Origin of the sequence: Streptomyces sp. W1SF4, from assembly GCF_003950035.1 — a bacterium.
Taxonomy (GTDB): domain Bacteria; phylum Actinomycetota; class Actinomycetes; order Streptomycetales; family Streptomycetaceae; genus Streptomyces; species Streptomyces racemochromogenes.
The window spans coordinates 4104300-4124267 of the sequence record NZ_CP034350.1 but is presented as its reverse complement, the minus strand read 5'-3'; the positions used below and the strand labels follow the sequence as shown (position 1 = coordinate 4124267).

The following is a 19968-nucleotide window of genomic DNA, read 5'->3' as shown; positions in this document are numbered from 1 at the left end:
TCGCGCGGGCGTCAGCGGCGTATGAGGACGCGGGCGTCAGCGGCGTATGACGCCCGCGTCCTCGGCGTACTCGCCGAGGACGACCACGCTCATGGCGGCAGCGGCGAAGACCTTCGCGGCGCGCAGGACATCGCCGACGCGGTGGCGCGGACGGTGGTCGGAGGTCGCGGTGGCCCCGCTCGGGAGGCCGCCCTGGACCGGGGCAAGGGTTGCGGTGCTCATGTCTCCATGGTGCGCTTCTCCCCCTCCGCGCACATCGCCCTCCGGACGGAACCCGCAGGCCGTCCGTGTCCTCCTCGCGACCCATGGCATCCCCTAGTGGCTCTGCCGAAGGTCTGACACTCCCCGGTATGACACCCGTCCGGGGGTACTGCCCCCTCGGGACTTCCGGCCCGGGAATCCGTTCGCGCGGCCGCGCCCCGCTGACTACAATCTCCGCTCTTGCCGCCTCCTCCGCCGTCCCGTGGGGAGAGCCGCCTTCCGGCCGGAAACCGGGGGCTTTCCGTACCGCACGCACCGCACGCACCCGCATGTACCGCTGGAGGCCTTCCCGTGTCCGCGCACGCCCCCGACACCGCATCCGACGCCGCAGCCGCCACCACCCCCGGCTCCGCACCCGACTCCGCCGACCTCCTCGGCCGCGAACGGGCCCACCTGGCCGCCTCGCGCTCCGCGCTGCGCGCCATGCGCGAGGACGTCGAGGCCCTCGACATCCGCGACGTCACCGCGAACTGGGTCAACGCCATCGTCCTCCAGGCCCAGATCGACGACCGGATCAAAGCGCTCGCCGACCTCGCCCACACCCCGCTCTTCTTCGGCCGCCTCGACTACCTGCACGCCCCCGGCGCGGACCTGGCGGAGGGCGCCGAGGGCGAGCAGTTCTACATCGGCCGCCGCCACGTCCACGACGCCGACGGCGACCCGATGGTCATCGACTGGCGCGCACCGGTCTCCCAGCCCTTCTACCGCGCCTCGAAGGCCGACCCGCAGGACGTCGGGCTGCGCCGCCGCTTCGGCTACACCGGCGGCGAGCTGACCGCGTACGAGGACGAGCACCTCTCCGACCCGACGGAGTCCGCAGCCGCCGTCAGCAAGCTGCTCCAGCAGGAGATCGAGCGGCCCCGCGTCGGCCCGATGCGCGACATCGTCGCGACGATCCAGCCCGAGCAGGACGAGATCGTCCGCTCCGGCCTGTCCGGCTCGGTCTGCGTGCAGGGAGGACCCGGCACCGGGAAGACCGCCGTCGGCCTGCACCGGGTCGCGTACCTGCTGTACGCGCACCGCGAGCGCCTCGCCCGCACCGGGACGCTGGTCATCGGGCCGAACCGTTCCTTCCTCCACTACATCGAGCAGGTCCTGCCGGCGCTGGGCGAGCTGGAGGTCAAGCAGGCCACCGTCGACGACCTCGTCGCCCGCGAGGGCCTGGAGGTGCGCGGCACCGACGCCGCCGCCACCGCCGTGGTCAAGGGCGACGCCCGGATGGCGCAGGTGCTGCGCCGCGCGGTCCGCTCGCACGTCACCGCGCCCACCGAGCCGCTGATGGTGGTGCGCGGCTCGCGCCGGTGGCGGGTGCCGGCGTACGAGCTGGAGGAGATCGTCACCGAGCTCCAGGAGCGCGACATCCGCTACGGCGCGGCCCGCGACGCGCTGCCGCAGCGGATCGCGCACACGGTCCTCGTGCGCATGGAGCAGGCGGGCGAGGCGCCGGACGACCGGGTGCAGGACGCGGTGGCCCGCAACGCGGCGGTGAAGGCGGCGGTCAAGGCGGTCTGGCCGGCGGTCGAGCCGGCGAAGCTGGTGCTGCGGCTGCTGTCGGACGCGGAGTTCCTGGCGGAGCACGCGGACGGGATCCTCACGCAGGACGAGCAGAAGCTGCTGCTGTGGCCGAAGCCGTTCCGGAGCGTGCGGTCGGCGAAGTGGTCGGCGGCGGACCTGGTGCTGATCGACGAGGCGGCGGACCTGGTGGAGCGGACGCACTCGCTCGGCCACGTCGTCCTCGACGAGGCGCAGGACCTGTCCCCGATGCAGTACCGGGCGGTGGGGCGCCGCTGCACGACGGGCTCGGCGACGGTCCTCGGCGACCTCGCGCAGGGCACCACGCCGTGGGCGACGCGCAGCTGGGACGAGGCGCTGGCGCACCTGGGCAAGCCGGAGGCGGTGCTGGAGGAGCTGACGGCGGGCTTCCGAGTGCCGCGCGAGGTCATCGCGTACGCGTCGCTGCTGCTGCCGGCGATCTCGCCGGGGCTGGCGGCGGTGTCGTCGGTGCGTGAGGCGCCGGGCTCGCTGACGGTGACGGCGTGCGCCCCGGAGCGGCTGACCGCGGACGTGGTCGCCGCCTGCCGCGCCTCGCTCGCGCAGGAGGGGTCGATCGGGCTGATCGCGGCGGACGCGCGGGTGCCGGTGCTGGCGCGGGCCTTGGCGGAGGCGGGTCTGGCGTACCTCGCGCCGGGCGAGGAGACCACGGCGGAGTCCCGGCTCACCCTGGTCCCGGCGTCCCTGGCCAAGGGTCTGGAGTACGACTACGTGGTCCTGGACGAGCCGGCGGCGATCGTCGACGGCGAGCCGGACGAACGCACCGGGCTGCGGCGGCTGTACGTCTGCCTCACCCGAGCCGTGTCCGGCCTCACGGCCCTCCACGCAACCCCGCTCCCGGCGGAACTGACCCCCTGACGCGTCCTGAAGAACCGGGGCTCCGCCCCGTACGGGCGCTGCGCGCCCGCAGCCTCAACCGCCGGCGGGGCTGATTCAGCCCCGCCTGGGGGCACCTCCCAGCGGTAGCTGGGGGAGTTTGAGGCGCGGGTCCGGGCGGAGCCCGGGGAACGGGCGAAGGGCGGGTAGGGGACAGCCCCGCAGGGCCCGGGGCCCGCCGGACGGTGGCCGCGGGCTACGCCAGCGCCGCTCGCCACTGCGCGACCGCCGCCGCGGAGACCGGCCGCCCCCACCCGGAGGGACGGGCCGCGCCGCCGATGTGGAACGCGTCGACGCCCCCCTCCCGCAGCTCCGGCAGGTGCGACAGCGTCAGCCCGCCGCCGACCAGGATCCGCGGCCCGTACCCCGGCTCACCGCGCCGGCCCGCCCCCGCCTCCGCCAGCAGCACCGGCAGCCCGTCCGCGACCCCGGTCGCCGCGCCCGCCGTCAGGTACGTGTCCAGTCCCGGCAGCTCCGCGAGGGCCTTGCGCAGGCCGTCCCGGTCCGCCGCGCGGTCGATGGCCCGGTGGAAGGTCCAACGGCAGCCGTCCAGCTCCGCGAGCACCGCTTCGACCGCGTCGAGGTCGGGGCTGCCGTCCGGGTGCAGGAAGCCGAGGACGAACTCCTCCGCACCCTCGGCCCGCAGCCCCCGCGCAGCCTCCACCAGCTCGGAGACGTCGCCGGCCGCGAACCCGTCGGACGTGCGGAGCATCACGCGCAGCGGGATGTCGACCGCCGCCCGGATCGCCGCGAAGGTCTCGCGCGGCGGGGTGAGCCCGTCGGCGGCCATGTCGGTGACCAGTTCGAGTCGGTCCGCCCCACCCGCCTGGGCGGCGACCGCGTCCTCCACGTCGAGGGCGATCACCTCCAGGAGCGCACGGTTGCTCATGTGATCCCATCCTTATGCCCATATGGAAAATAGGTCTAGTCCAATATCCAGGGTACGGGCCCCACCCCGCGCTCCACCAGCACAATCGCGTCACCGCCACAATGTCCGCATGGACACGCCCGAGACCGCGCCCGAGACCGCGCCCGAGACGACGCCCAAGGCCACGCCCAAGGCCACGCCCGAGACCTCGCCCGCCCCCGTGCCCGACACCGCCGCCCTCCGCGCCCGCTGGAACGCGACCGCCACCGCCGCCGGCGCCACCCGCGACCCCGCCCCCTACGCCGACCGCCTCCTCACCGCCTGGGCCGAGCCGCAGCGCCGGTACCACACCACCACCCACCTCGCCGACGTCCTCGCACGGATCGACGTACTCGCCGGCCACGCCGCCGACCCCACCGCCGTCGAACTCGCCGCCTGGTTCCACGACGCCGTCTACCGCCCCGACCGCTCCGAGAACGAGGAACGCAGCGCCGCCCTCGCCGAGCGCGCCCTGCCCGAGCTGGGCGTCGGCCCGGCCCGCACCGCCGAGACCGCACGCCTGGTCCGGCTCACCGTCACCCACGACCCCGCCCCCGGCGACACCAACGGCGAGGCCCTCTGCGACGCCGACCTCGGCGTCCTCGCCGGCACCCCGGACGCGTACGCCACCTACACCGCCGCCGTCCGGGCCGAGTACGGCTTCGTCCCCGACGAGGCCTTCCGCACCGGCCGCGCCGCCGTGCTGCGGCAGCTCCTCGCCCTCCCCCGCCTCTTCGGCACCCCCTACGGCACCGCCCACTGGGAGGCCCCCGCCCGCCGCAACCTGGAAGCCGAGCTGGCCGCCCTGACCTGACATACGGGACCGCGACCGGGAATGCGCCCCACTTCGAGCCGGTTCGGGAAGAACATGCCCGCAGCCTCCGCATCCTCCGCACGCCCCCCGTCCCGCATGCCCGTGGCCGTCTACGTCCTCGGCCTGTCCGTCTTCGCGCTCGGCACCAGCGAATTCATGCTGTCCGGCCTCCTCCCGCCCATCGCCGAGGACATGGGCGTCACCATCCCCCAGGCAGGCCTGCTCATATCCGCCTTCGCGATCGGCATGGTCGTCGGGGCGCCCCTGCTGGCGGTCGCCACCCTGCGCCTCCCGCGCCGCACCACCCTCATCTCCCTCATCAGCCTCTTCGGCCTCGGCCAGGTGGCGGGCGCGCTGGCCCCCTCGTACGCGTTCCTCTTCGCCTCCCGCGTGGTGTCCGCCCTCGCCTGCGCCGGGTTCTGGGCCGTCGGCGCGGCCGTCGCCATCGCCATGGTCGACAAGGACCAGCGGGCCCGCGCCATGGCCGTCATGATCGGCGGCCTGTCCATCGCCAACGTCCTCGGCGTCCCGGCCGGCGCCTTCCTCGGGGAGCAGTTCGGCTGGCGCTCCGCGTTCTGGTCGGTCGGTGCCGCCTCGGCCGTCGCCCTGGCCGGCATCCTCGCGCTGATCCCGAAGATCCCCCTGCCCGACGAGAAGCCCCGCCTCAGCCGCGAGCTGCGCATCTACCGCGACCGCCAGGTGTGGCTGTCCATCGGCGTCACGGCCCTGGCCGCCGGCGGCGTCTTCTGCGCCTTCAGCTACCTGTCGCCGCTGCTCACGGACGTGGCCGGGCTGGACTCGAAGTGGGTGCCGTGGATCCTGGGCCTGTTCGGCGTCGGCGCGCTGATCGGCACCACCGTCGGCGGGCGGATCGCCGACGCGCACCTGTTCGGGGTGATGCTCTGGGGCATCACCGCCTCGACGGTGTTCCTGGGGGCCCTCACCGTGCTGGCCTCCAGCGCCGCCGCCGCGATCGTCCTGGCGTTCCTGCTCGGCGTCTCGGCGTTCTTCACCGCGCCGGCGCTGAACGCCCGCATGTTCAACGTCGCCGGCGCCGCCCCCACCCTCGCCGGAGCCACCACCACCGCCGCGTTCAACCTCGGCAACACCGGCGGCCCCTGGCTCGGCGGCACGGTCATCGACGCCGGCTTCGGCTTCTCCGCCCCGGCGTGGGCGGGCGCGGCCATGACCGTCACCGCCCTCGCCCTCACGACCCTGGCCCTCCGCCTGGAACGGCGCACGCCGTCGGGCGAGACCCGGATCGTCGCCGGGTCGGGCACGCGGGAGGCGTCTGCCGACGCCGTCAGTAGGTGAAGGGCATCGAGTGGCCGCGGACCGGGTCGGCCGTCGCGTTCTGTGTGACGCCGAGCCCGTCCCGGGTGGCGATGTGGACTTCGTACTCGGAGCCGGACTTCAACAGCCCGGTGTCGATCGGCGCCTCGAACAGCTGGGGTTCACCGCCGATCTTGAGGGACCACGTCTTCGGCCCGCCGGCGGGAAGTACGTAGGTGCCCTTCGGCCCGACCAGCCAGAGGTTCACCGTCACGTCCTTCGGAAGGGACGTCGCCCGGACGTAGGCCCGCATGCTGATCCGCCCGCCGTTTCGCACGAAGCAGACCCTGTGCATGACATCGCTGACGCCGGTCGAGTGCTCGGCTCCGCATGACTGCCCGGGGGCACTCGGCAGCGGCGCCACCGCCTTCTGCGGGGCCGGCGCCGCGCCCGTCGGCGCCGACGGTGAGGCGGAGGCCGAAGCCGACGCGGACGGCGAAGGCCCGGCGATCGGCGCTCCCGCCGCCGCCGGGGGCGGGGCGGCCGCCGGGGCGTCGCGGGCGGCATCCCCGTCGCCGCCGGTCTTCGACAGGAACATCGCCACGATCGCGACCATCGCCACCAGCGCCAGCACCCCGCCCCCGGCCAGGACGCCGGCCCGGAGCCCGCTCGCGCCCCGGCCCCCCGCACGGGCCGGCTTCGGTGGGGCCGCTGCCCTGTGCGGGGTGATCACCTCCGCGCTGCCGCCCAACGGCTGGACCAGCAGGCTCACCGGGGTCTGGGACCGGCCCCGCAGCCGCCCCTCCTGCTCCGCGAACCGCTCCTTGACGTGCTCCACCAGCGCGTGGAGATCCGGGTCGAGCTCCGGGGAGTGCTCCTCCAGCCAGCCCGTGACGACCGTCGAAAAGTCACCGGACCCGGCGGCCACCCGGCCCTGGCCCGCGACCTGCCCGGCCGCCGCCGCGAAGAGCGTGAACTGCGAGACCGTCTCCCTTCTCCCGGCCGGGAAGGCGGCCTGCGCAGGTCCCGGGGTGCCCTCCGCCCGGCGGTGCTCGATGAACCTCGCGCAGGCGTCCACCAGGAACACCTGCTGGGCGAAGCGCGCCACATCCGCCCCGGTCAGGTACTCCTGGAGGTTGGTCAGCTCGATGCAGCGCTGATCCGCGTCCGACGCGTCCGGGCACAGCAGCAGCCGCCGGTTGCCGTGGTCGAGGACACCGTGTCCGCCCCAGTAGACGTACAGGACGTCTCCCTCAGGGGCGGTCCCGCGGGGCATGAAGTGGTCCATGATCCGGTCGCGGGAGGAGACGTACGTGGGCTCCAGCCCGATGTCCCCCGCCGCGCGGTTGAGCGCCGCGTACGAGTCGGGCGCCGCGGCCAGCAGCAGGGTGATGTTCGCCGTGGGGACGCCCCGCTGACGCAGCCAGCGCGCGAAGCGCACCGCGTCACCGCAGGCGCCCACGAGGTCCCACCCACTGTCGGCCCGCGGGTAGTGCTCGATGCCGACCACCACGGCGTGGACGCGCGTCGGGTCGGAGACGGTCAGTCCAGCCACGTGTCCACGGCCTTCCAGACCTCGGGGTTCGACCAGTAGGTGGTGTGCGCCGCGAGCCAGGGCTGGCGGTTGTCGACCTTCCGGTCGTGCACCCGGCCCGGGAACACCTCGGCCGCCGGGTACGAGAGCCAGTCGCGCTCGTCGTAGATGTTCAGCCACTTCGCCGGGAAGCCCGTCGGCAGCGGCTCGGGGTGTTCGAGCGAGACGAGGGCGCCGATCTCGTACAGGTACGGCGCCTGCGAGCCGACCGTGATCAGCTGGTCCACGCGCTCCAGCCGCTCGCGCACCAGCAGGTCCACGCAGGCGACCCCGCCCAGGCTGTGCGCGATCACGGTGACCGCGTCCCCGGGGGTGTTCTCCAGCGTCCGCTTGATCTGGTCGCGTACGCCCTGGCCCCGGGCCTGGTACCGCAGGATGTCGCCCGCCAGCGGCAGCAGGCCGTCGCCCCACGCGCCGCGCCGGGTGCGCGCCACTCGGCCGGCGCCCGCGAGAGCCACCTTCAGCGCCTTGCCCTTCAGTGACCGGCCCTCGGTGGCGAGCTCCGAGCCCAGTGCGGCGAGCAACGCGTCACGGACCGACCCGGAGACCTCCACGCCCCGGTCGCGGGCCAGGCCGAGGGTCAGACCGATGACGGCACGCGCGTAGGCAGCCCGGTGCTCGTACCCGTCGGCGTCCGCCGTGGCCGCCGCGTCGCGCAGCTCCGGTGCCCGGGCGGCGGTGCGCAGGGCCTCCGCGAAGTACTCGGCCAGTCCGCGCGCGTCGAAGGCCTCGGTGAGGGCGGCCGAGGGGAGGTACTCGGTGACCTCGTCGAAGAACTGCTCGGCGGGCGTCAGCCCTCGGCCAAAACCGGGGGCCGGGGCGTGCTGGAGGCCGAGGAGCCGCAGCTCGTACCAGGGGTCGTCGTAGAGGATGCCCCAGAGTCCGACCTCGGCGTCGTTCTCGCGGGAGCCACCGCCCGTCTGCGTGTAACCGGGCACGGACTGCCCACCGAGGGCCATGGCCGCCCCCTGTTCCCGTCCCCAGAAGCAGCCGCGGATTTCGATCCCGGGGCGGATCCCGGCGAGGCCGGCGCGGATCTCTTCGAGGCTCCGGGTGTACGAGACCTCCCGGACCCCGGTCCCGTGTACGAACAGCACTGACCGACGCACGATCCCCCTCATGCCTGCGCGAGTGGCCGAACCGCGGTCATCCTAGTCCAGCAAATCGCCCTGCTCACAGGAGAGATGACGGGCATTCAGGCCACGGGAGGGCGATGTTTCGGCCGTCGCAGGCCCGCGGCGGTCAGGCGGCGGACCAGTTCCTTGCTGCCGATCTCCACCGCACCCGCCGCCACCGCGTCCGCGTAGCGGTGCGAGGGCACGTCGTAGTGGTCGCGCTCGAAGGCGCGCGGCGGGCAGCCGATGGCCTCCGCGAAGGCGTGCAGCTCCTCGTACGAGACGTCGCTGACCAGGTGCGACCACATGCGGCCGTGGCCCGGCCAGACCGGCGGGTCGATGTACAGCGTCACCGGCGGTTCACCGGCCCGGGTGGAAGACGGGGCCGAGGCCGCCGACCGCCGCCACCCGCACCCCGGCCTCCGAGCAGACCCAGTGCGGGTCGGGCCCCAGCTCCGGTTCCACGTCCAGCGCGTGCGGGTCCCCGTGCGCGCAGACCGGGCACAGCGGCCAGCGCCCGTACTTCTCCAGCAGGGCGTCCTTCACGTCCTGCGCGACGAGTCCGGCGAGGTAGTCGACTCCCTCCGGCCACTGCTCCACCCACCACCGGCGGTGCGTGACCGAGTCCTCCACGAGGGACACGACGTCGGCATCGGCGACCTCACCCGCGGCGAGATCGGCGAGAACGAGCGCACGGGCGACATGCAGCGCCTGCTCCAGGGGGGTGGCATGGTCCATGGAGACATTGTGAACCCGGACCGGGCCCCAGGCGAAGGCCCCCCTGTCCCGGAGCCCGCCCCCGCCTCTCCCGCCGGGGCGTGCCTTCTTGCTCCCGGCCCCGCCGGGAAATACGTTCCAGCCGTGAGCGAGAACCGCACCACCGCCGCCCGCGCCGACCTCCGCGCCCAGCTCGACACGCTGACGACCGAGGCCTTCCGGCCCGAGCTGGCGGAGATCGACCGGCTCCCCACGCTGGAGATCGTGCGCACCATGAACGCCGAGGACGCCACCGTCCCCGCCGCCGTCGCCGCGCAGCTGGAGCCGATCGCCGCCGCCGTCGACGCGGTCGTCGAGCGGATGGCCCGCGGCGGCCGGCTGGTCTACGCGGGCGCCGGGACCGCCGGCCGGCTCGGGGTGCTGGACGCCAGCGAGTGCCCGCCCACCTTCAACACCGACCCGGCGCAGGTCGTCGGCCTGATCGCGGGCGGCCCCGGCGCGATGGTGCGGGCCGTCGAGGGCGCCGAGGACTCGCGGGAGCTGGCCGCCGCCGACCTGGCCGCCCTCGGCCTGACCTGCGACGACACCGTCGTCGGCGTCTCCGCCTCCGGCCGCACCCCGTACGCGGTCGGCGCGGTCGAGTACGCCCGTACGCGCGGCGCGCTCACCGTCGGGCTGTCCTGCAACGCCGGATCCGCCCTGGCCGCGGCCGCCGAGCACGGCATCGAGGTGGTCGTCGGGCCCGAGCTGCTCACCGGCTCCACCCGGCTCAAGGCGGGCACGGCGCAGAAGCTCGTACTGAACCTGATCTCGACGGTCACGATGATCCGCCTCGGCAAGACGTACGGGAACCTCATGGTCGACGTGCGCGCGACGAACGAGAAGCTGCGCGCCCGCGCCCGCCGCATCGTCGCACTGGCCACGGGCGCGCCCGACGCGGAGATCGAGGCGGCGCTGGCCGCGACGGGCGGCGAGGTGAAGGACGCCGTCCTGGTCGTGCTCGGCGGCGTCGACGGGCCCGGGGCCGCCCGCCTGCTCGCCGAATCCGGCGGCCACCTCCGCGAAGCCCTCGCCCGGACCGGGACCCAGGCCCAGGCCCCGACCCGGACCCCGTAGCGATCCGGCAGGACCCCGTTCGCCATCCCCCCACGCAAGGCGAGTACATGTCCACTGACAAGAACCGCGCCACCGCCGCCGCGATCCTCCCCCTGGTCGGCGGCCCTGACAACATCGTCTCCGTCGCGCACTGCATGACCCGCCTGCGGATCGGGCTGCGCGACCGGTCCCTCGTCGACGACGCCGCGCTGCGGGCGCTGCCCGGGGTGCTGGGTGTGGTCGAGGGGGACGACACCTACCAGGTCGTACTGGGGCCGGGCGTCGTCGCCCGGGTCACGCCCGAGTTCGAGGCGCTGGTGGAGGAGGGGAGTCCGGCCGGCCCGCGGACCGTCACCGCCGGGGACCTCGCCGAGCGGGGCGCCGCGCTCAAGGAGGCGCGCAAGGCGCGGAACGCCACCCCGTTCAAGCTGTTCCTGCGCCGCATCGCGGACGTGTTCGTCCCGCTGATCCCCGCCCTCATCGGCTGCGGGGTCATCGCCGGCCTCAACGGCCTGCTCGCCAACCTCGGCTGGGCCCCGGCCGTGGTGCCGGCCCTCGCCGCCATCGCCTCCGGGTTCATGTCGCTGATCGCCGTGTTCGTCGGCTTCAACACCGCGAAGGAGTTCGGTGGCACCCCCGTCCTCGGCGGGGCCGTCGCCTCCGTCATCGTCTTCCCCGGGGTGGCGAAGATCGACGCCTTCGGCGAGCCCCTCTCCCCCGGTCAGGGCGGGGTCCTCGGCGCCCTGGCGGCGGCGCTGCTCGCGGTGCGCGTGGAGCGGTGGTGCCGGCGCCGGGTGCCCGGGACGCTGGACGTGCTGGTCACACCGACGCTCACGGTCCTCGTCACCGGGCTGGTCACCCTCTACGGGCTGATGTTCCTCGCCGGTGAGGCCGCCGCCGCGATCGGCGCCTTCGCGAACTGGCTGCTGGCCGCGGGCGGGGCCCTCGCCGGGCTGGTCCTGGGCGGGCTGTTCCTGCCGCTGGTGATGCTGGGGCTGCACCAGGCGCTGATCCCCATCCACACCACCCTCATCGAGCAGTCCGGGTACACCGTCCTGCTGCCGATCCTCGCCATGGCGGGCGCCGGCCAGGTCGGTGCGGCCCTCGCCGTCTACTGCCGCCTCCCGCGCAACGGCTCCGTCCGCGGCACCATCAGGTCCGCGCTCCCGGCCGGCTTCCTGGGGGTGGGCGAGCCGCTGATCTACGGGGTCTCGCTGCCGCTGGGCCGCCCGTTCGTCACCGCCTGCGTCGGCGGTGCGGCGGGCGGTGCCTTCGTCGGGCTGTGCAACCAGCTGGGCGTGGCGTTCGGCTCGAAGGCCATCGGCCCGTCGGGCTGGGCGCTGTTCCCGCTGCTGGACGGTACGTCGGGCACGGGCGTGACCATCGCCGTCTACGCGGGCGGCCTCGCGGTGGGCTACCTGGCCGGCTTCGCCGCGACGTACTTCTTCGGGTTCACGAAGCGGATGCTGGCCGACCTGGACACCGACGCGGGAACCGCCGCCCCGGCCGGCCCCGCCGCGGCGAAGGAGCCGGTGCGGGCCTGATCAGCCGACGCCCGCCCGCCCGTGCAGCACGGCGGCCAGCCGCAGCGCGGTGTCGATGTTGCAGCGCCCCAGGTCGACGAGCGGCAGCCCGTACGACCCGGCGGCCGAGACCCGCTCGACGTCCAGGGACGGGAAGACCACCCCCACCCCGTGGAGGGCGTCCTTCAACTGCCGTACGGCCTCCTCGGCCGCACGCATCCGCTCCTGCGGGGTGAGCATCATGACGGGTCGCCTCTCTCCTGCGGGGTGGGGGTCCGGCACACAGAGTGGCGATCAAGGAGGCGGTCTTCAACCGCCGGCGACCTGTCCCCGGCCGGCGAGGCGTTGAGCACGGCCGGCTGCGTGGCGTTGCGGAGGCCGTGCCGGCGGTTTCCGGGGCGAGGACGAGGAGGGCGGCGGTTGCCGCACGTGCGATCAGGCGCACGGGGAACCACCGAGGGGGAAAGTTCACCCGTACGGAGAACGGGGTCGGACCGGGCTGCGGCACTACCCCCGGTGGACGCGCAGGTACGACACCTCGTACGACATCTCGGTGACACCCGGCCGGGGGGTGGGGTGGTAGCGGCCGGCGCAGACGGACAGGTTGACGATCAGGTACGCGTGCCAGCCTCGGCCGACGCCCCGGCCGTCGGAGTAGACGCGCAGGCCGTTCACCCACCAGATGACCGACCTGCGGCCGAACTCCACCCTCAGGTCGAGCCACGCACCGGGGTGGACGGTGGGGTCGTGCAGGTAGCGGTGCGCCTCGCGGACGTGGTTGGACAGTTCCAGCAGGTCGGGGTTGTCGGGGTGGTACTCGAAGACGTCGATCTCCTGGCCGCCGTCCCGCCAGGTCCAGATGGCGGGCCAGGCGCCCATCTCCTCCGGCAGCCGGACGCGGGCCTCCAGGACGTCGCCGGTGCGGACCTCGAAGCCCTCGTCGCTGCCCTCGGTGGTGAGCAGCCCGGCGTCCCAGTTCCCGTCGGGGCGCAGGGTCGCGCGGAAGGTGCCGGAGCGGCTGTAGGCGGGGTCGGCGGTGAGGTGGTCGAGTTTGTTGTCGCCGGGGTTGACGGGGCCGCCGCCGGGATAGGCCCAGGAGCGGCCGGCCACCCACTGGGTGGTGGAGGTGAAGTCGGCGGTGAAGACGGGGGTGCGGCGGGGGGCGAACACGGGCGGCAGCCCCCCGCCGCCGCCCGCGGGGACGAGGCGGCGGGTCAGGCGCCGCAGCCAGCCGTGCGTTTCCGGTTCCGGGTCCATGCGGCGGTTGTGCCCGCCAGGCCCGCCCCGAACCCCCCGTTCTCACTCAGAGTAATCATACGATCGCGCGGGCGGCCTCGATGAAGGCACGGATGAGCTCCGGGGACTTCACCCCGCGCTCCCGCTCGACCCCGCTGGAGACGTCCACGCCCCAGGCTCCGGTGGCGGCGACGGCCTCGCGGACGTTGGCCGGGCCGAGCCCGCCCGCCAGCAGCCAGCGCCCCTCGGGCGCCGTGAACTGCGCGGATCCCCAGTTCCAGGGCTTGCCGGAGCCGGGGTCGGGGGCGTCGATGAGGAGCAGGTCCTCCCCGTACTCCCCGCAGCGCGCGACGTGCTCGGCGGTGGCCCGCAGCAGCGTGCGCCCCGGCGCCCGCAGATGCGCGTAGTGGTCCGCGGGTTCGTCGCCGTGCAGCTGTACGCCGCGCACGCCGCTCTCGTCGGCGAGCCGGCGCACCTCCTCGACGGGCTGCCCGCGGAACACCCCGACGGTCAGCACCCCGTCCGGCACCCGCGCGGCCAGCTCCCGCGCCAGCGCGGCGTCGACGGTCCGGGGGCTGCCGGGGGCGAACACGAACCCGACGGCGTCGGCTCCGGCCTCCACGGCCACGTCGACGTCGCGGGGGGTCTTCAGCCCGCAGATCTTGACGAACACGCTCTTCCCGTCGCTCATGCCGCAAGTCAACCAAACACCGCTCTGCCACGCCGATACGTCCACGCTCCGGGCGGCCGCCCGGCCCCGGGGCTCAAGCCCCGGGAGTCCGAGCGCCCTGTCTGTGGAATGGGTGGTGGGCGGAGCCCACCACCACCCACCGCCCTCCCCAACCCCCGCCCATACCAGGCCGGATGACGATCCGTGACCGGCTTGCCACGTAGGGCCATCAGGCCCTACCGTGCGGCTGGAAACGAAAATCGGCCCCCGCCGGTGCGCCAACACCGAACGAGGGCCTGACCATCGAGATCGAAAGCGCGATCCTATGGATGACGTCCAGCTTAGTGCTGCCCCGCACCCCCTCGCCAAGCCCGGCTACGGCAAAATCGCCGCACCGGAGCAAGCGCCGCGCACCGCCCGCGACTTCACGCACCTCCCGGCCCGCGAGGCGGCCGTCGCCGGGTACCTCGACCGGCTGCCGGACGGCGCCGACATCAGCGTGAAGACCCTCGCGGCGGTCCTGCCCCTGTGGGGCCAGTGCGCGCTGCGCACCGCCCTCAACCGGCTGGTGACCACCGGGCACCTGCACCGCTTCCGGGAGCGGCTGCCCGGCGCGGTCACCCGCTGGGTCACCCGTACGTACTTCTCCCGCACGGCCCGCGACGGCGCCTGGTGGGCCCGGTTCACCCGGAGGGATTCCCCCGCACCGACCGCCCCTCCACCACCCTCGCCGGTACCCCCGGTCCGGGCGGACGTCCCGGATGACGCGTACGGCGTCCTCTCCTCCCTCGGCCGCACCACCCCCGCGCTGGCCCTCTCCAAGGCCGACTGCACGGCCCTCGCCCCGCTCCTGATCCCGTGGCTGGCCCGGGGCGCCACCCCCGACCGGATCCGGCTCGCCCTCACCGCCGGCCTGCCGCCCGTGGTCCACCACCCGGCGGCCCTGCTCCGCAAACGCCTGGAGTCGAAACTCCCCGCCGCCCCACCGGCCCCGTCGGCGGAAGAAGCCTCGCCCCCGCCCCGCGCCGAGTGCACCGAATGCCGCGCCCCGGGCCCGCCGGGCGCCTTCACCGACGGCCGCTGCCGCGCCTGCCGCCCCGACACCCCCCGGCCGCCGGTGTTCGCCCCGACCCTCACCCCGGCCGAGGTGCGCGCCCACGCCGCCCGCGTCCGCGAAAGGAACCGCCGATGACCAGTCCGCCGCTCCACCGGCGCCGAACCCGGGCACCATGGTGTCGAGGAGGCGACCCCATGACCCCCAGCACCGCCGCGCACCCCCAGATGTCGCTGAAGGACTTCGAGACTCTGGCACGTCGCGCACCCGAGACGGTCACGCTCGAATTCATCAACGGAAAGCTGGAGGTCAAGTCGGTGCCCGACGGCGACCACGACGAGATCATCATGTGGGTCGCGGACCAGTGCATGGCGCACCGCCCCGACCTGCGCCTGTACCGCGAGCGCGGGCTCCGCACCGAGCAGTACCGCAACGGCCGCGCCCGGCCCGATGGTGCACTCGCACCGCAAGGGCACTTCGCCGGGCACGGCGAGTGGTCCGATCCCGCAGGGGTGCTGATGACCGTCGAGGTCACGTCGCACGACCACGACACCGAGGCGCGCGACAGGCAGGAGAAGCGTGACGGCTACGCGCAGGCGGACATCCCCGTGTTCCTGCTGATCGACCGCGACAGCGACACCATCACGGTCTACAGCCAGCCGGAAAACGGACGCTACCGCCGACGGGAGTCCTGCTCCTACGGCGAAACCATCGCCTTCCCCGAGCCGGTCGGGTTCTCCCTCGACACCGGGAAGCTCAAGGACTACGCCCACTGAGCCCCCGCCCCCGGAAACGCCCGAGGGCGGCACCCCCTCCGTCGGAAGGGGTGCCGCCCTCGTTCGAGAACAGCCGATCAGCCAGGGGCCGATCAGAAGTCCATGTCACCGCCCGGCATGCCGCCCGGAGCGGCGGCGGCCTTCTCCGGCTTGTCGGCGATGACGGCCTCGGTGGTCAGGAACAGCGCGGCGATGGACGCGGCGTTCTGCAGCGCGGAGCGCGTGACCTTCGCCGGGTCGATGATGCCCTCGGCGATCATGTCGACGTACTCGCCGGTCGCGGCGTTCAGGCCGTGGCCGACGGTCAGGTTGCGCACCTTCTCGACGACGACGCCACCCTCGAGACCACCGTTGACGGCGATCTGCTTCAGCGGGGCCTCCAGCGCGAGCTTCACGGCGTTGGCGCCGGTCGCCTCGTCACCGGTGAGCTCCAGCTTCTCGAAGACCGAGGAGGCCTGCAGCAGGGCCACGCCACCGCCGGCGACGATGCCCTCCTCGACGGCCGCCTTCGCGTTGCGGACGGCGTCCTCGATGCGGTGCTTGCGCTCCTTGAGCTCGACCTCGGTCGCGGCACCGGCCTTGATGACGGCCACGCCGCCGGCCAGCTTCGCGAGGCGCTCCTGGAGCTTCTCGCGGTCGTAGTCCGAGTCGGAGTTCTCGATCTCGGCGCGGATCTGGTTGACGCGGCCCTGGACCTGGTCGCTGTCACCGGCACCGTCGACGATGGTGGTCTCGTCCTTGGTGATGACGACCTTGCGGGCGCGGCCGAGCAGGTCGAGACCGGCGTTCTCCAGCTTGAGGCCGACCTCCTCGGAGATGACCGTGCCGCCCGTGAGGATGGCGATGTCGCCGAGCATGGCCTTGCGGCGGTCGCCGAAGCCCGGGGCCTTGACGGCGACGGACTTGAAGGTGCCGCGGATCTTGTTGACGACCAGGGTCGACAGGGCCTCGCCCTCGACGTCCTCGGCGATGATCAGCAGCGGCTTGCCGGACTGCATGACCTTCTCCAGGAGCGGCAGCAGGTCCTTGACCGAGCCGATCTTGGAGTTGACGATCAGGATGTACGGGTCGTCGAGGGACGCCTCCATACGCTCCATGTCGGTGGCGAAGTACGCCGAGATGTAGCCCTTGTCGAAGCGCATGCCCTCGGTGAGCTCCAGCTCCAGACCGAAGGTCTGGGACTCCTCGACGGTGATGACGCCTTCCTTGCCGACCTTGTCCATGGCCTCGGCGATGAGCTCGCCGATCTGGGTGTCGGCGGCGGAGATGGAGGCCGTGGAAGCGATCTGCTCCTTGGTCTCGACATCCTTGGCCTGGGCCAGCAGGGCGGCGGAGACGGCCTCGACGGCCTTCTCGATACCACGCTTGAGGGCCATCGGGTTGGCGCCGGCGGCGACGTTGCGCAGGCCCTCGCGGACGAGCGCCTGGGCGAGGACGGTCGCGGTGGTCGTACCGTCACCGGCGACGTCGTCCGTCTTCTTGGCGACTTCCTTGACCAGCTCGGCGCCGATCTTCTCGAACGGGTCCTCGAGCTCGATCTCCTTGGCGATGGAGACACCGTCGTTGGTGATCGTGGGCGCGCCCCACTTCTTCTCAAGGACGACGTTGCGACCCTTGGGGCCAAGGGTGACCTTGACGGCGTCGGCGAGCTGGTTCATGCCACGCTCGAGACCGCGCCGGGCCTCCTCGTTGAACGAAATGATCTTGGCCATGTGAAGTGGTCCTCCCGGACAGGGGTGGATTGCTCCGGACCGCGCCCGCGCCCGCGACGGACGGCCTGCGGATCCGGCGGTTCCGTCCCGCCGGACCCTGCGGGCCTCACCGGCCCGGTCCTCGTCTTAGTAGCACTCTCACCTGGAGAGTGCTAACGCCAATGATTAGCACTCGACCCCCGCGAGTGCAAGCGGCTTCAGGCAACACGCGGGCGGCGCGCCGGTGACACGGGGCGACACGCAGGAGGGGCCCACATCCCCGTCCGGGATGTGGGCCCCTCGAGCATCCGTGCGTGCGTCGGTGGCCGATCGCGTTCGCTCCGGCTCAGCCGGCCGCTAGCTTGACCATGTCCGCCTGCGGACCCTTCTGGCCCTGCGAGATCTCGAACTCGACCCGCTGACCCTCTTCAAGGGTGCGGTACCCGTCCATCTGGATGGCGCTGTAGTGGACGAACACATCCGCACCACCGTCGACCGCGATGAAGCCGTAGCCCTTCTCCGCGTTGAACCACTTGACGGTGCCCTGAGCCATGCCTAACTCCCCTATTACTGGCCCTTGCGCGGGACCGCACTTCGCGGTCCCGGGTCAGAACTTGCGCCGGAACGCCTCGACCGCGGCTGAATGTATCCGCACCGGTGCTGTCAGCAACAGGTCAATCCGACGAGAAATCTGGACACACGGAAACCTGAAAATAAGGTGAAAAGCTGGCATATTCCAGGGCAACTCGGGCCAGACAAGCGGCACCAAAGGCCCAAAAGGCACGCTCATGTTGACTCAATGTCAACCATCCGTCGGCCCGCTCATATGCGGCGGGCATGAACAGCGGAGGGGACTGCCCCAACTCTACCGCGCCCAATCAAGCAGAATTGCCCCCTCCGCTTTTACCGGAGGGGGCAATTCTGATCTGAACGCGTCAGCAGCCGCCCGCGACGGCCGGGATGATCGAGACGCCGGCGCCGTCCGGCGTCGCCGCCTGCAGGCCGCCCTCGAAACGCACGTCGTCGTCGTTGACGTAGACGTTCACGAAGCGGCGCAGCTTGCCCTGGTCGTCCAGGACGCGCGCGGCGATGCCCGGGTGGCTCTTCTCCAGGGACTCGATGACCTCGGCCAGGGTCGCGCCCTCGGCCGGGACCTCGGCGGCGCCGCCGGTGTAGGTGCGCAGGATGGTGGGGATGCGGACGTTGACGCTCATGGCGCTACCGCCTTTCCGGATGTGTCAGGGGGAAGGGTCAGGCCAGGCCGGCGGCGCGGAACGCGTCCAGGCTCGGGCGGATGGTGGCCGTCTGGCCACTGTCCGCGGCCACCGCCTCCAGGGTCTTCAGGCCGTCACCGGTGTTCAGGACCACGGTGGTCAGCGCCGGGTCGAGCTGCCCGTTCTCGATCAGCTTCTTCGTCACGCCGACGGTCACGCCGCCCGCGGTCTCGGCGAAGATGCCCTCGGCACGCGCCAGGATCTTGATGGCCTCGACGACCTGCTCGTCGTTGACGTCCTCGACGTAGCCGCCGGTGCGCCGCGCGATGTCCAGGACGTACGGGCCGTCCGCCGGGTTGCCGATGGCGAGGGACTTGGCGATGGTGTTCGGCTTCTGCGGGCGCACCACGTCGTGACCGGCCTTGAAGGCGGTGGACACCGGGGAGCAGCCCTCGGCCTGGGCGCCGAAGATCTTGTAGGGCTTGTCCTCGACGAGGCCGAGCTTGATCAGCTCCTGGAGACCCTTGTCGATCTTCGTCAGCTGGGAGCCGGAGGCGATCGGGATGACGAGCTGGTCGGGCAGCTGCCAGCCGAGCTGCTCGCAGATCTCGTACGCCAGCGTCTTGGAGCCCTCGCCGTAGTAGGGGCGCAGGTTGACGTTGACGAAGCCCCAGCCCTCGCCCAGCGGGTCGCCGATGAGCTCGGAGCAGAAGCGGTTGACGTCGTCGTAGTTGCCCTCGATGCCGACCAGGTCACCGCCGTAGACACCGGCCATGACGACCTTGCCCTGCTCCAGGTCGTGCGGGATGAACACGCAGGACCGGAAGCCGGCCCGGGCGGCCGCGGCGCCGACGGCGCCGGCCAGGTTGCCGGTGGAGGAGCAGGACAGGGTGGTGAAGCCGAAGGCGCGGGCGGCCTCGACGGCGATGGCCACGACACGGTCCTTGAAGGAGTGCGTCGGGTTGCCGGAGTCGTCCTTGACGTAGAGCTTGCCGGTGACGCCCAGCTCCTTGGCCAGGTTCTCGGCGTCCACCAGCTTGGTGAAGCCGGGGTTCAGGCTCGGCTTGGAGGCCACGTCCGCCGGGACGGGCAGCAGCGGCGCGTAGCGCCAGATGTTGTTCGGACCGGCCTCGATCGCGGCGCGCAGGGCCTCCGGGTCGCCGAGCGGCAGCTCGTAGGCGACTTCCAGGGGACCGAAGCACTCGACGCAGGCGAAGATGGGGCCGAGCTCGAAGCGGGTACCGCACTCGCGACAGGAAAGTCCGGTGGCGGGTCCGAGATCGACAGAGGTGGCGACAGTCTGTGCAGCCATGATGGCGAGGCCCTTTCTCCTCATCTTCCCCATGGCGCACTTCGCCATGAGACGGATTTGGCACCTTCCCTAGCCGGGGCCTCGCGCTGGCGAGAACCGACTGGAGGGTTGCCGGGGCTTCAACGGGCCGTGTCCCTCTGCCCCTCTGGATGAGCGGTATGGCACCGGACACACGCGCTCTGCGGCGCGCCGGTGCGTTTGTGCGCGGGACCCCCGGCATGCGGCGGTCTCTCGCGTTGTTCAAGACTGTAACCGAAGGGACGGGCGGTTGAGACAGCCGTCCGAACCGC

20 protein-coding genes and 1 riboswitch are annotated in these 19968 nt (G+C 72.8%); of the genes, 7 read left to right on the top strand and 13 right to left on the bottom strand.

Going from position 1 to position 19968, the window contains the following annotated elements; translation table 11 throughout:
* Nucleotides 1–36: 36 nt before the first annotated feature.
* Nucleotides 37–222 carry a hypothetical protein gene (locus D1J60_RS38100; RefSeq protein ID WP_125603949.1) on the bottom strand — a complete coding sequence of 62 codons (186 nt, stop codon included), beginning with the start codon at nt 220–222 and terminating at the stop codon, nt 37–39.
* 462 nt (nt 223–684) lie between these two features.
* Here D1J60_RS38100 and D1J60_RS19285 point away from each other — a divergent pair, with 462 nt between their 5' ends.
* The gene (locus D1J60_RS19285; RefSeq protein ID WP_241253581.1) at nt 685–2670 is read left to right on the top strand and encodes an AAA family ATPase; all 1986 of its coding nucleotides are present in this window, start codon (nt 685–687) and stop codon (nt 2668–2670) included.
* Between the two features lie 214 nt (nt 2671–2884).
* Here D1J60_RS19285 and D1J60_RS19280 read toward each other — a convergent pair whose 3' ends face one another.
* Entirely contained in the window at nt 2885–3577 is a 693-nt protein-coding gene (locus D1J60_RS19280; RefSeq protein ID WP_125821919.1) for a copper homeostasis protein CutC, read from the bottom strand.
* A gap of 109 nt (nt 3578–3686) precedes the next feature.
* Here D1J60_RS19280 and D1J60_RS19275 point away from each other — a divergent pair, with 109 nt between their 5' ends.
* A complete protein-coding gene (locus D1J60_RS19275; RefSeq protein WP_241253319.1) occupies nt 3687–4409 on the top strand; it encodes a hypothetical protein in 723 nt (240 codons plus the stop codon).
* Nucleotides 4410–4505: 96 nt separating this feature from the next.
* Complete coding sequence (locus D1J60_RS19270; RefSeq protein ID WP_125824097.1) at nt 4506–5723, top strand: Cmx/CmrA family chloramphenicol efflux MFS transporter; 1218 nt, start codon at nt 4506–4508, stop codon at nt 5721–5723.
* On the opposite strand, the gene D1J60_RS37330 is transcribed toward D1J60_RS19270, so the two are convergent.
* From D1J60_RS37330 to D1J60_RS19250, 4 genes are all read right to left on the bottom strand, one after another.
* Complete coding sequence (locus D1J60_RS37330) at nt 5713–7236, bottom strand: caspase family protein (protein ID WP_164720924.1); 1524 nt, start codon at nt 7234–7236, stop codon at nt 5713–5715. The genes D1J60_RS19270 and D1J60_RS37330 overlap by 11 nt on opposite strands.
* A complete protein-coding gene (locus tag D1J60_RS37325) occupies nt 7224–8384 on the bottom strand; it encodes a hypothetical protein (protein ID WP_164720923.1) in 1161 nt (386 codons plus the stop codon). The genes D1J60_RS37330 and D1J60_RS37325 overlap by 13 nt, the downstream gene beginning before the upstream one ends.
* Before the next feature lie 86 nt (nt 8385–8470).
* Entirely contained in the window at nt 8471–8743 is a 273-nt protein-coding gene (locus tag D1J60_RS19255) for a DUF4031 domain-containing protein (protein WP_125821918.1), read from the bottom strand.
* A gap of 7 nt (nt 8744–8750) precedes the next feature.
* Nucleotides 8751–9128 (bottom strand): hypothetical protein, encoded by a 378-nt coding sequence (locus tag D1J60_RS19250; RefSeq protein ID WP_125604175.1) that lies wholly within the window; start codon nt 9126–9128, stop codon nt 8751–8753.
* Between the two features lie 123 nt (nt 9129–9251).
* Here D1J60_RS19250 and murQ point away from each other — a divergent pair, with 123 nt between their 5' ends.
* Both murQ and D1J60_RS19240 read left to right on the top strand, forming a co-directional pair.
* Complete coding sequence (murQ, locus tag D1J60_RS19245; protein WP_125821917.1) at nt 9252–10223, top strand: N-acetylmuramic acid 6-phosphate etherase; 972 nt, start codon at nt 9252–9254, stop codon at nt 10221–10223.
* Between the two features lie 47 nt (nt 10224–10270).
* On the top strand, nt 10271–11746 hold the full coding sequence (locus D1J60_RS19240; protein ID WP_125821916.1) for a PTS transporter subunit EIIC: 1476 nt from the start codon (nt 10271–10273) through the stop codon (nt 11744–11746).
* On the opposite strand, the gene D1J60_RS19235 is transcribed toward D1J60_RS19240, so the two are convergent.
* The 3 genes from D1J60_RS19235 to D1J60_RS19225 form a co-directional block, all read right to left on the bottom strand.
* Nucleotides 11747–11968 (bottom strand): hypothetical protein, encoded by a 222-nt coding sequence (locus D1J60_RS19235; RefSeq protein WP_125604543.1) that lies wholly within the window; start codon nt 11966–11968, stop codon nt 11747–11749.
* A 264-nt stretch (nt 11969–12232) separates the two neighbouring features.
* Nucleotides 12233–12904, bottom strand: coding sequence for a beta-glucanase (locus tag D1J60_RS19230; RefSeq protein WP_125824096.1), 672 nt, complete (start codon nt 12902–12904; stop codon nt 12233–12235).
* 133 nt (nt 12905–13037) lie between these two features.
* Complete coding sequence (locus D1J60_RS19225) at nt 13038–13652, bottom strand: phosphoribosylanthranilate isomerase (RefSeq protein ID WP_125821915.1); 615 nt, start codon at nt 13650–13652, stop codon at nt 13038–13040.
* Between the two features lie 304 nt (nt 13653–13956).
* Between D1J60_RS19225 and D1J60_RS19220 the strand changes: the two genes are divergently transcribed.
* A complete protein-coding gene (locus D1J60_RS19220; RefSeq protein ID WP_125821914.1) occupies nt 13957–14823 on the top strand; it encodes a hypothetical protein in 867 nt (288 codons plus the stop codon).
* A 59-nt stretch (nt 14824–14882) separates the two neighbouring features.
* A complete protein-coding gene (locus D1J60_RS19215) occupies nt 14883–15461 on the top strand; it encodes a Uma2 family endonuclease (RefSeq protein WP_125821913.1) in 579 nt (192 codons plus the stop codon).
* Between the two features lie 92 nt (nt 15462–15553).
* On the opposite strand, the gene groL is transcribed toward D1J60_RS19215, so the two are convergent.
* From groL to thrC, 4 genes are all read right to left on the bottom strand, one after another.
* Complete coding sequence (gene groL / locus D1J60_RS19210; RefSeq protein WP_125821912.1) at nt 15554–17173, bottom strand: chaperonin GroEL; 1620 nt, start codon at nt 17171–17173, stop codon at nt 15554–15556.
* A 325-nt stretch (nt 17174–17498) separates the two neighbouring features.
* A complete protein-coding gene (locus D1J60_RS19205; RefSeq protein ID WP_008743607.1) occupies nt 17499–17705 on the bottom strand; it encodes a cold-shock protein in 207 nt (68 codons plus the stop codon).
* A gap of 382 nt (nt 17706–18087) precedes the next feature.
* Nucleotides 18088–18366: a MoaD/ThiS family protein gene (locus tag D1J60_RS19200; protein WP_030387325.1), complete on the bottom strand. Its 279-nt coding sequence runs from the start codon at nt 18364–18366 to the stop codon at nt 18088–18090.
* 37 nt (nt 18367–18403) lie between these two features.
* Nucleotides 18404–19678, bottom strand: a complete 1275-nt coding sequence (gene thrC / locus D1J60_RS19195) for a threonine synthase (RefSeq protein ID WP_125603484.1) — start codon at nt 19676–19678, stop codon at nt 18404–18406.
* 17 nt (nt 19679–19695) lie between these two features.
* A riboswitch (SAM riboswitch) is annotated at nt 19696–19834 on the bottom strand.
* Between the last annotated feature and the right edge of the window lie 134 nt (nt 19835–19968).

Coding starts and splice junctions, on each gene's coding strand:
- D1J60_RS19205 (WP_008743607.1), bottom strand. CDS start 17,705: ATGGCTCAGGGCACCGTCAAGTGGTTCAACGCGGAGAAGGGCTACGGC.
- D1J60_RS19220 (WP_125821914.1), top strand. CDS start 13,957: ATGGATGACGTCCAGCTTAGTGCTGCCCCGCACCCCCTCGCCAAGCCC.
- D1J60_RS19240 (WP_125821916.1), top strand. CDS start 10,271: ATGTCCACTGACAAGAACCGCGCCACCGCCGCCGCGATCCTCCCCCTG.
- D1J60_RS19200 (WP_030387325.1), bottom strand. CDS start 18,366: ATGAGCGTCAACGTCCGCATCCCCACCATCCTGCGCACCTACACCGGC.
- D1J60_RS19280 (WP_125821919.1), bottom strand. CDS start 3,577: ATGAGCAACCGTGCGCTCCTGGAGGTGATCGCCCTCGACGTGGAGGAC.
- D1J60_RS19225 (WP_125821915.1), bottom strand. CDS start 13,652: ATGAGCGACGGGAAGAGCGTGTTCGTCAAGATCTGCGGGCTGAAGACC.
- D1J60_RS19285 (WP_241253581.1), top strand. CDS start 685: ATGCGCGAGGACGTCGAGGCCCTCGACATCCGCGACGTCACCGCGAAC.
- D1J60_RS38100 (WP_125603949.1), bottom strand. CDS start 222: ATGAGCACCGCAACCCTTGCCCCGGTCCAGGGCGGCCTCCCGAGCGGG.
- D1J60_RS19250 (WP_125604175.1), bottom strand. CDS start 9,128: ATGGACCATGCCACCCCCCTGGAGCAGGCGCTGCATGTCGCCCGTGCG.
- thrC (WP_125603484.1), bottom strand. CDS start 19,678: ATGGCTGCACAGACTGTCGCCACCTCTGTCGATCTCGGACCCGCCACC.
- D1J60_RS19235 (WP_125604543.1), bottom strand. CDS start 11,968: ATGATGCTCACCCCGCAGGAGCGGATGCGTGCGGCCGAGGAGGCCGTA.
- groL (WP_125821912.1), bottom strand. CDS start 17,173: ATGGCCAAGATCATTTCGTTCAACGAGGAGGCCCGGCGCGGTCTCGAG.
- D1J60_RS19215 (WP_125821913.1), top strand. CDS start 14,883: ATGACCCCCAGCACCGCCGCGCACCCCCAGATGTCGCTGAAGGACTTC.
- D1J60_RS19275 (WP_241253319.1), top strand. CDS start 3,687: ATGGACACGCCCGAGACCGCGCCCGAGACCGCGCCCGAGACGACGCCC.
- D1J60_RS19270 (WP_125824097.1), top strand. CDS start 4,506: ATGCCCGTGGCCGTCTACGTCCTCGGCCTGTCCGTCTTCGCGCTCGGC.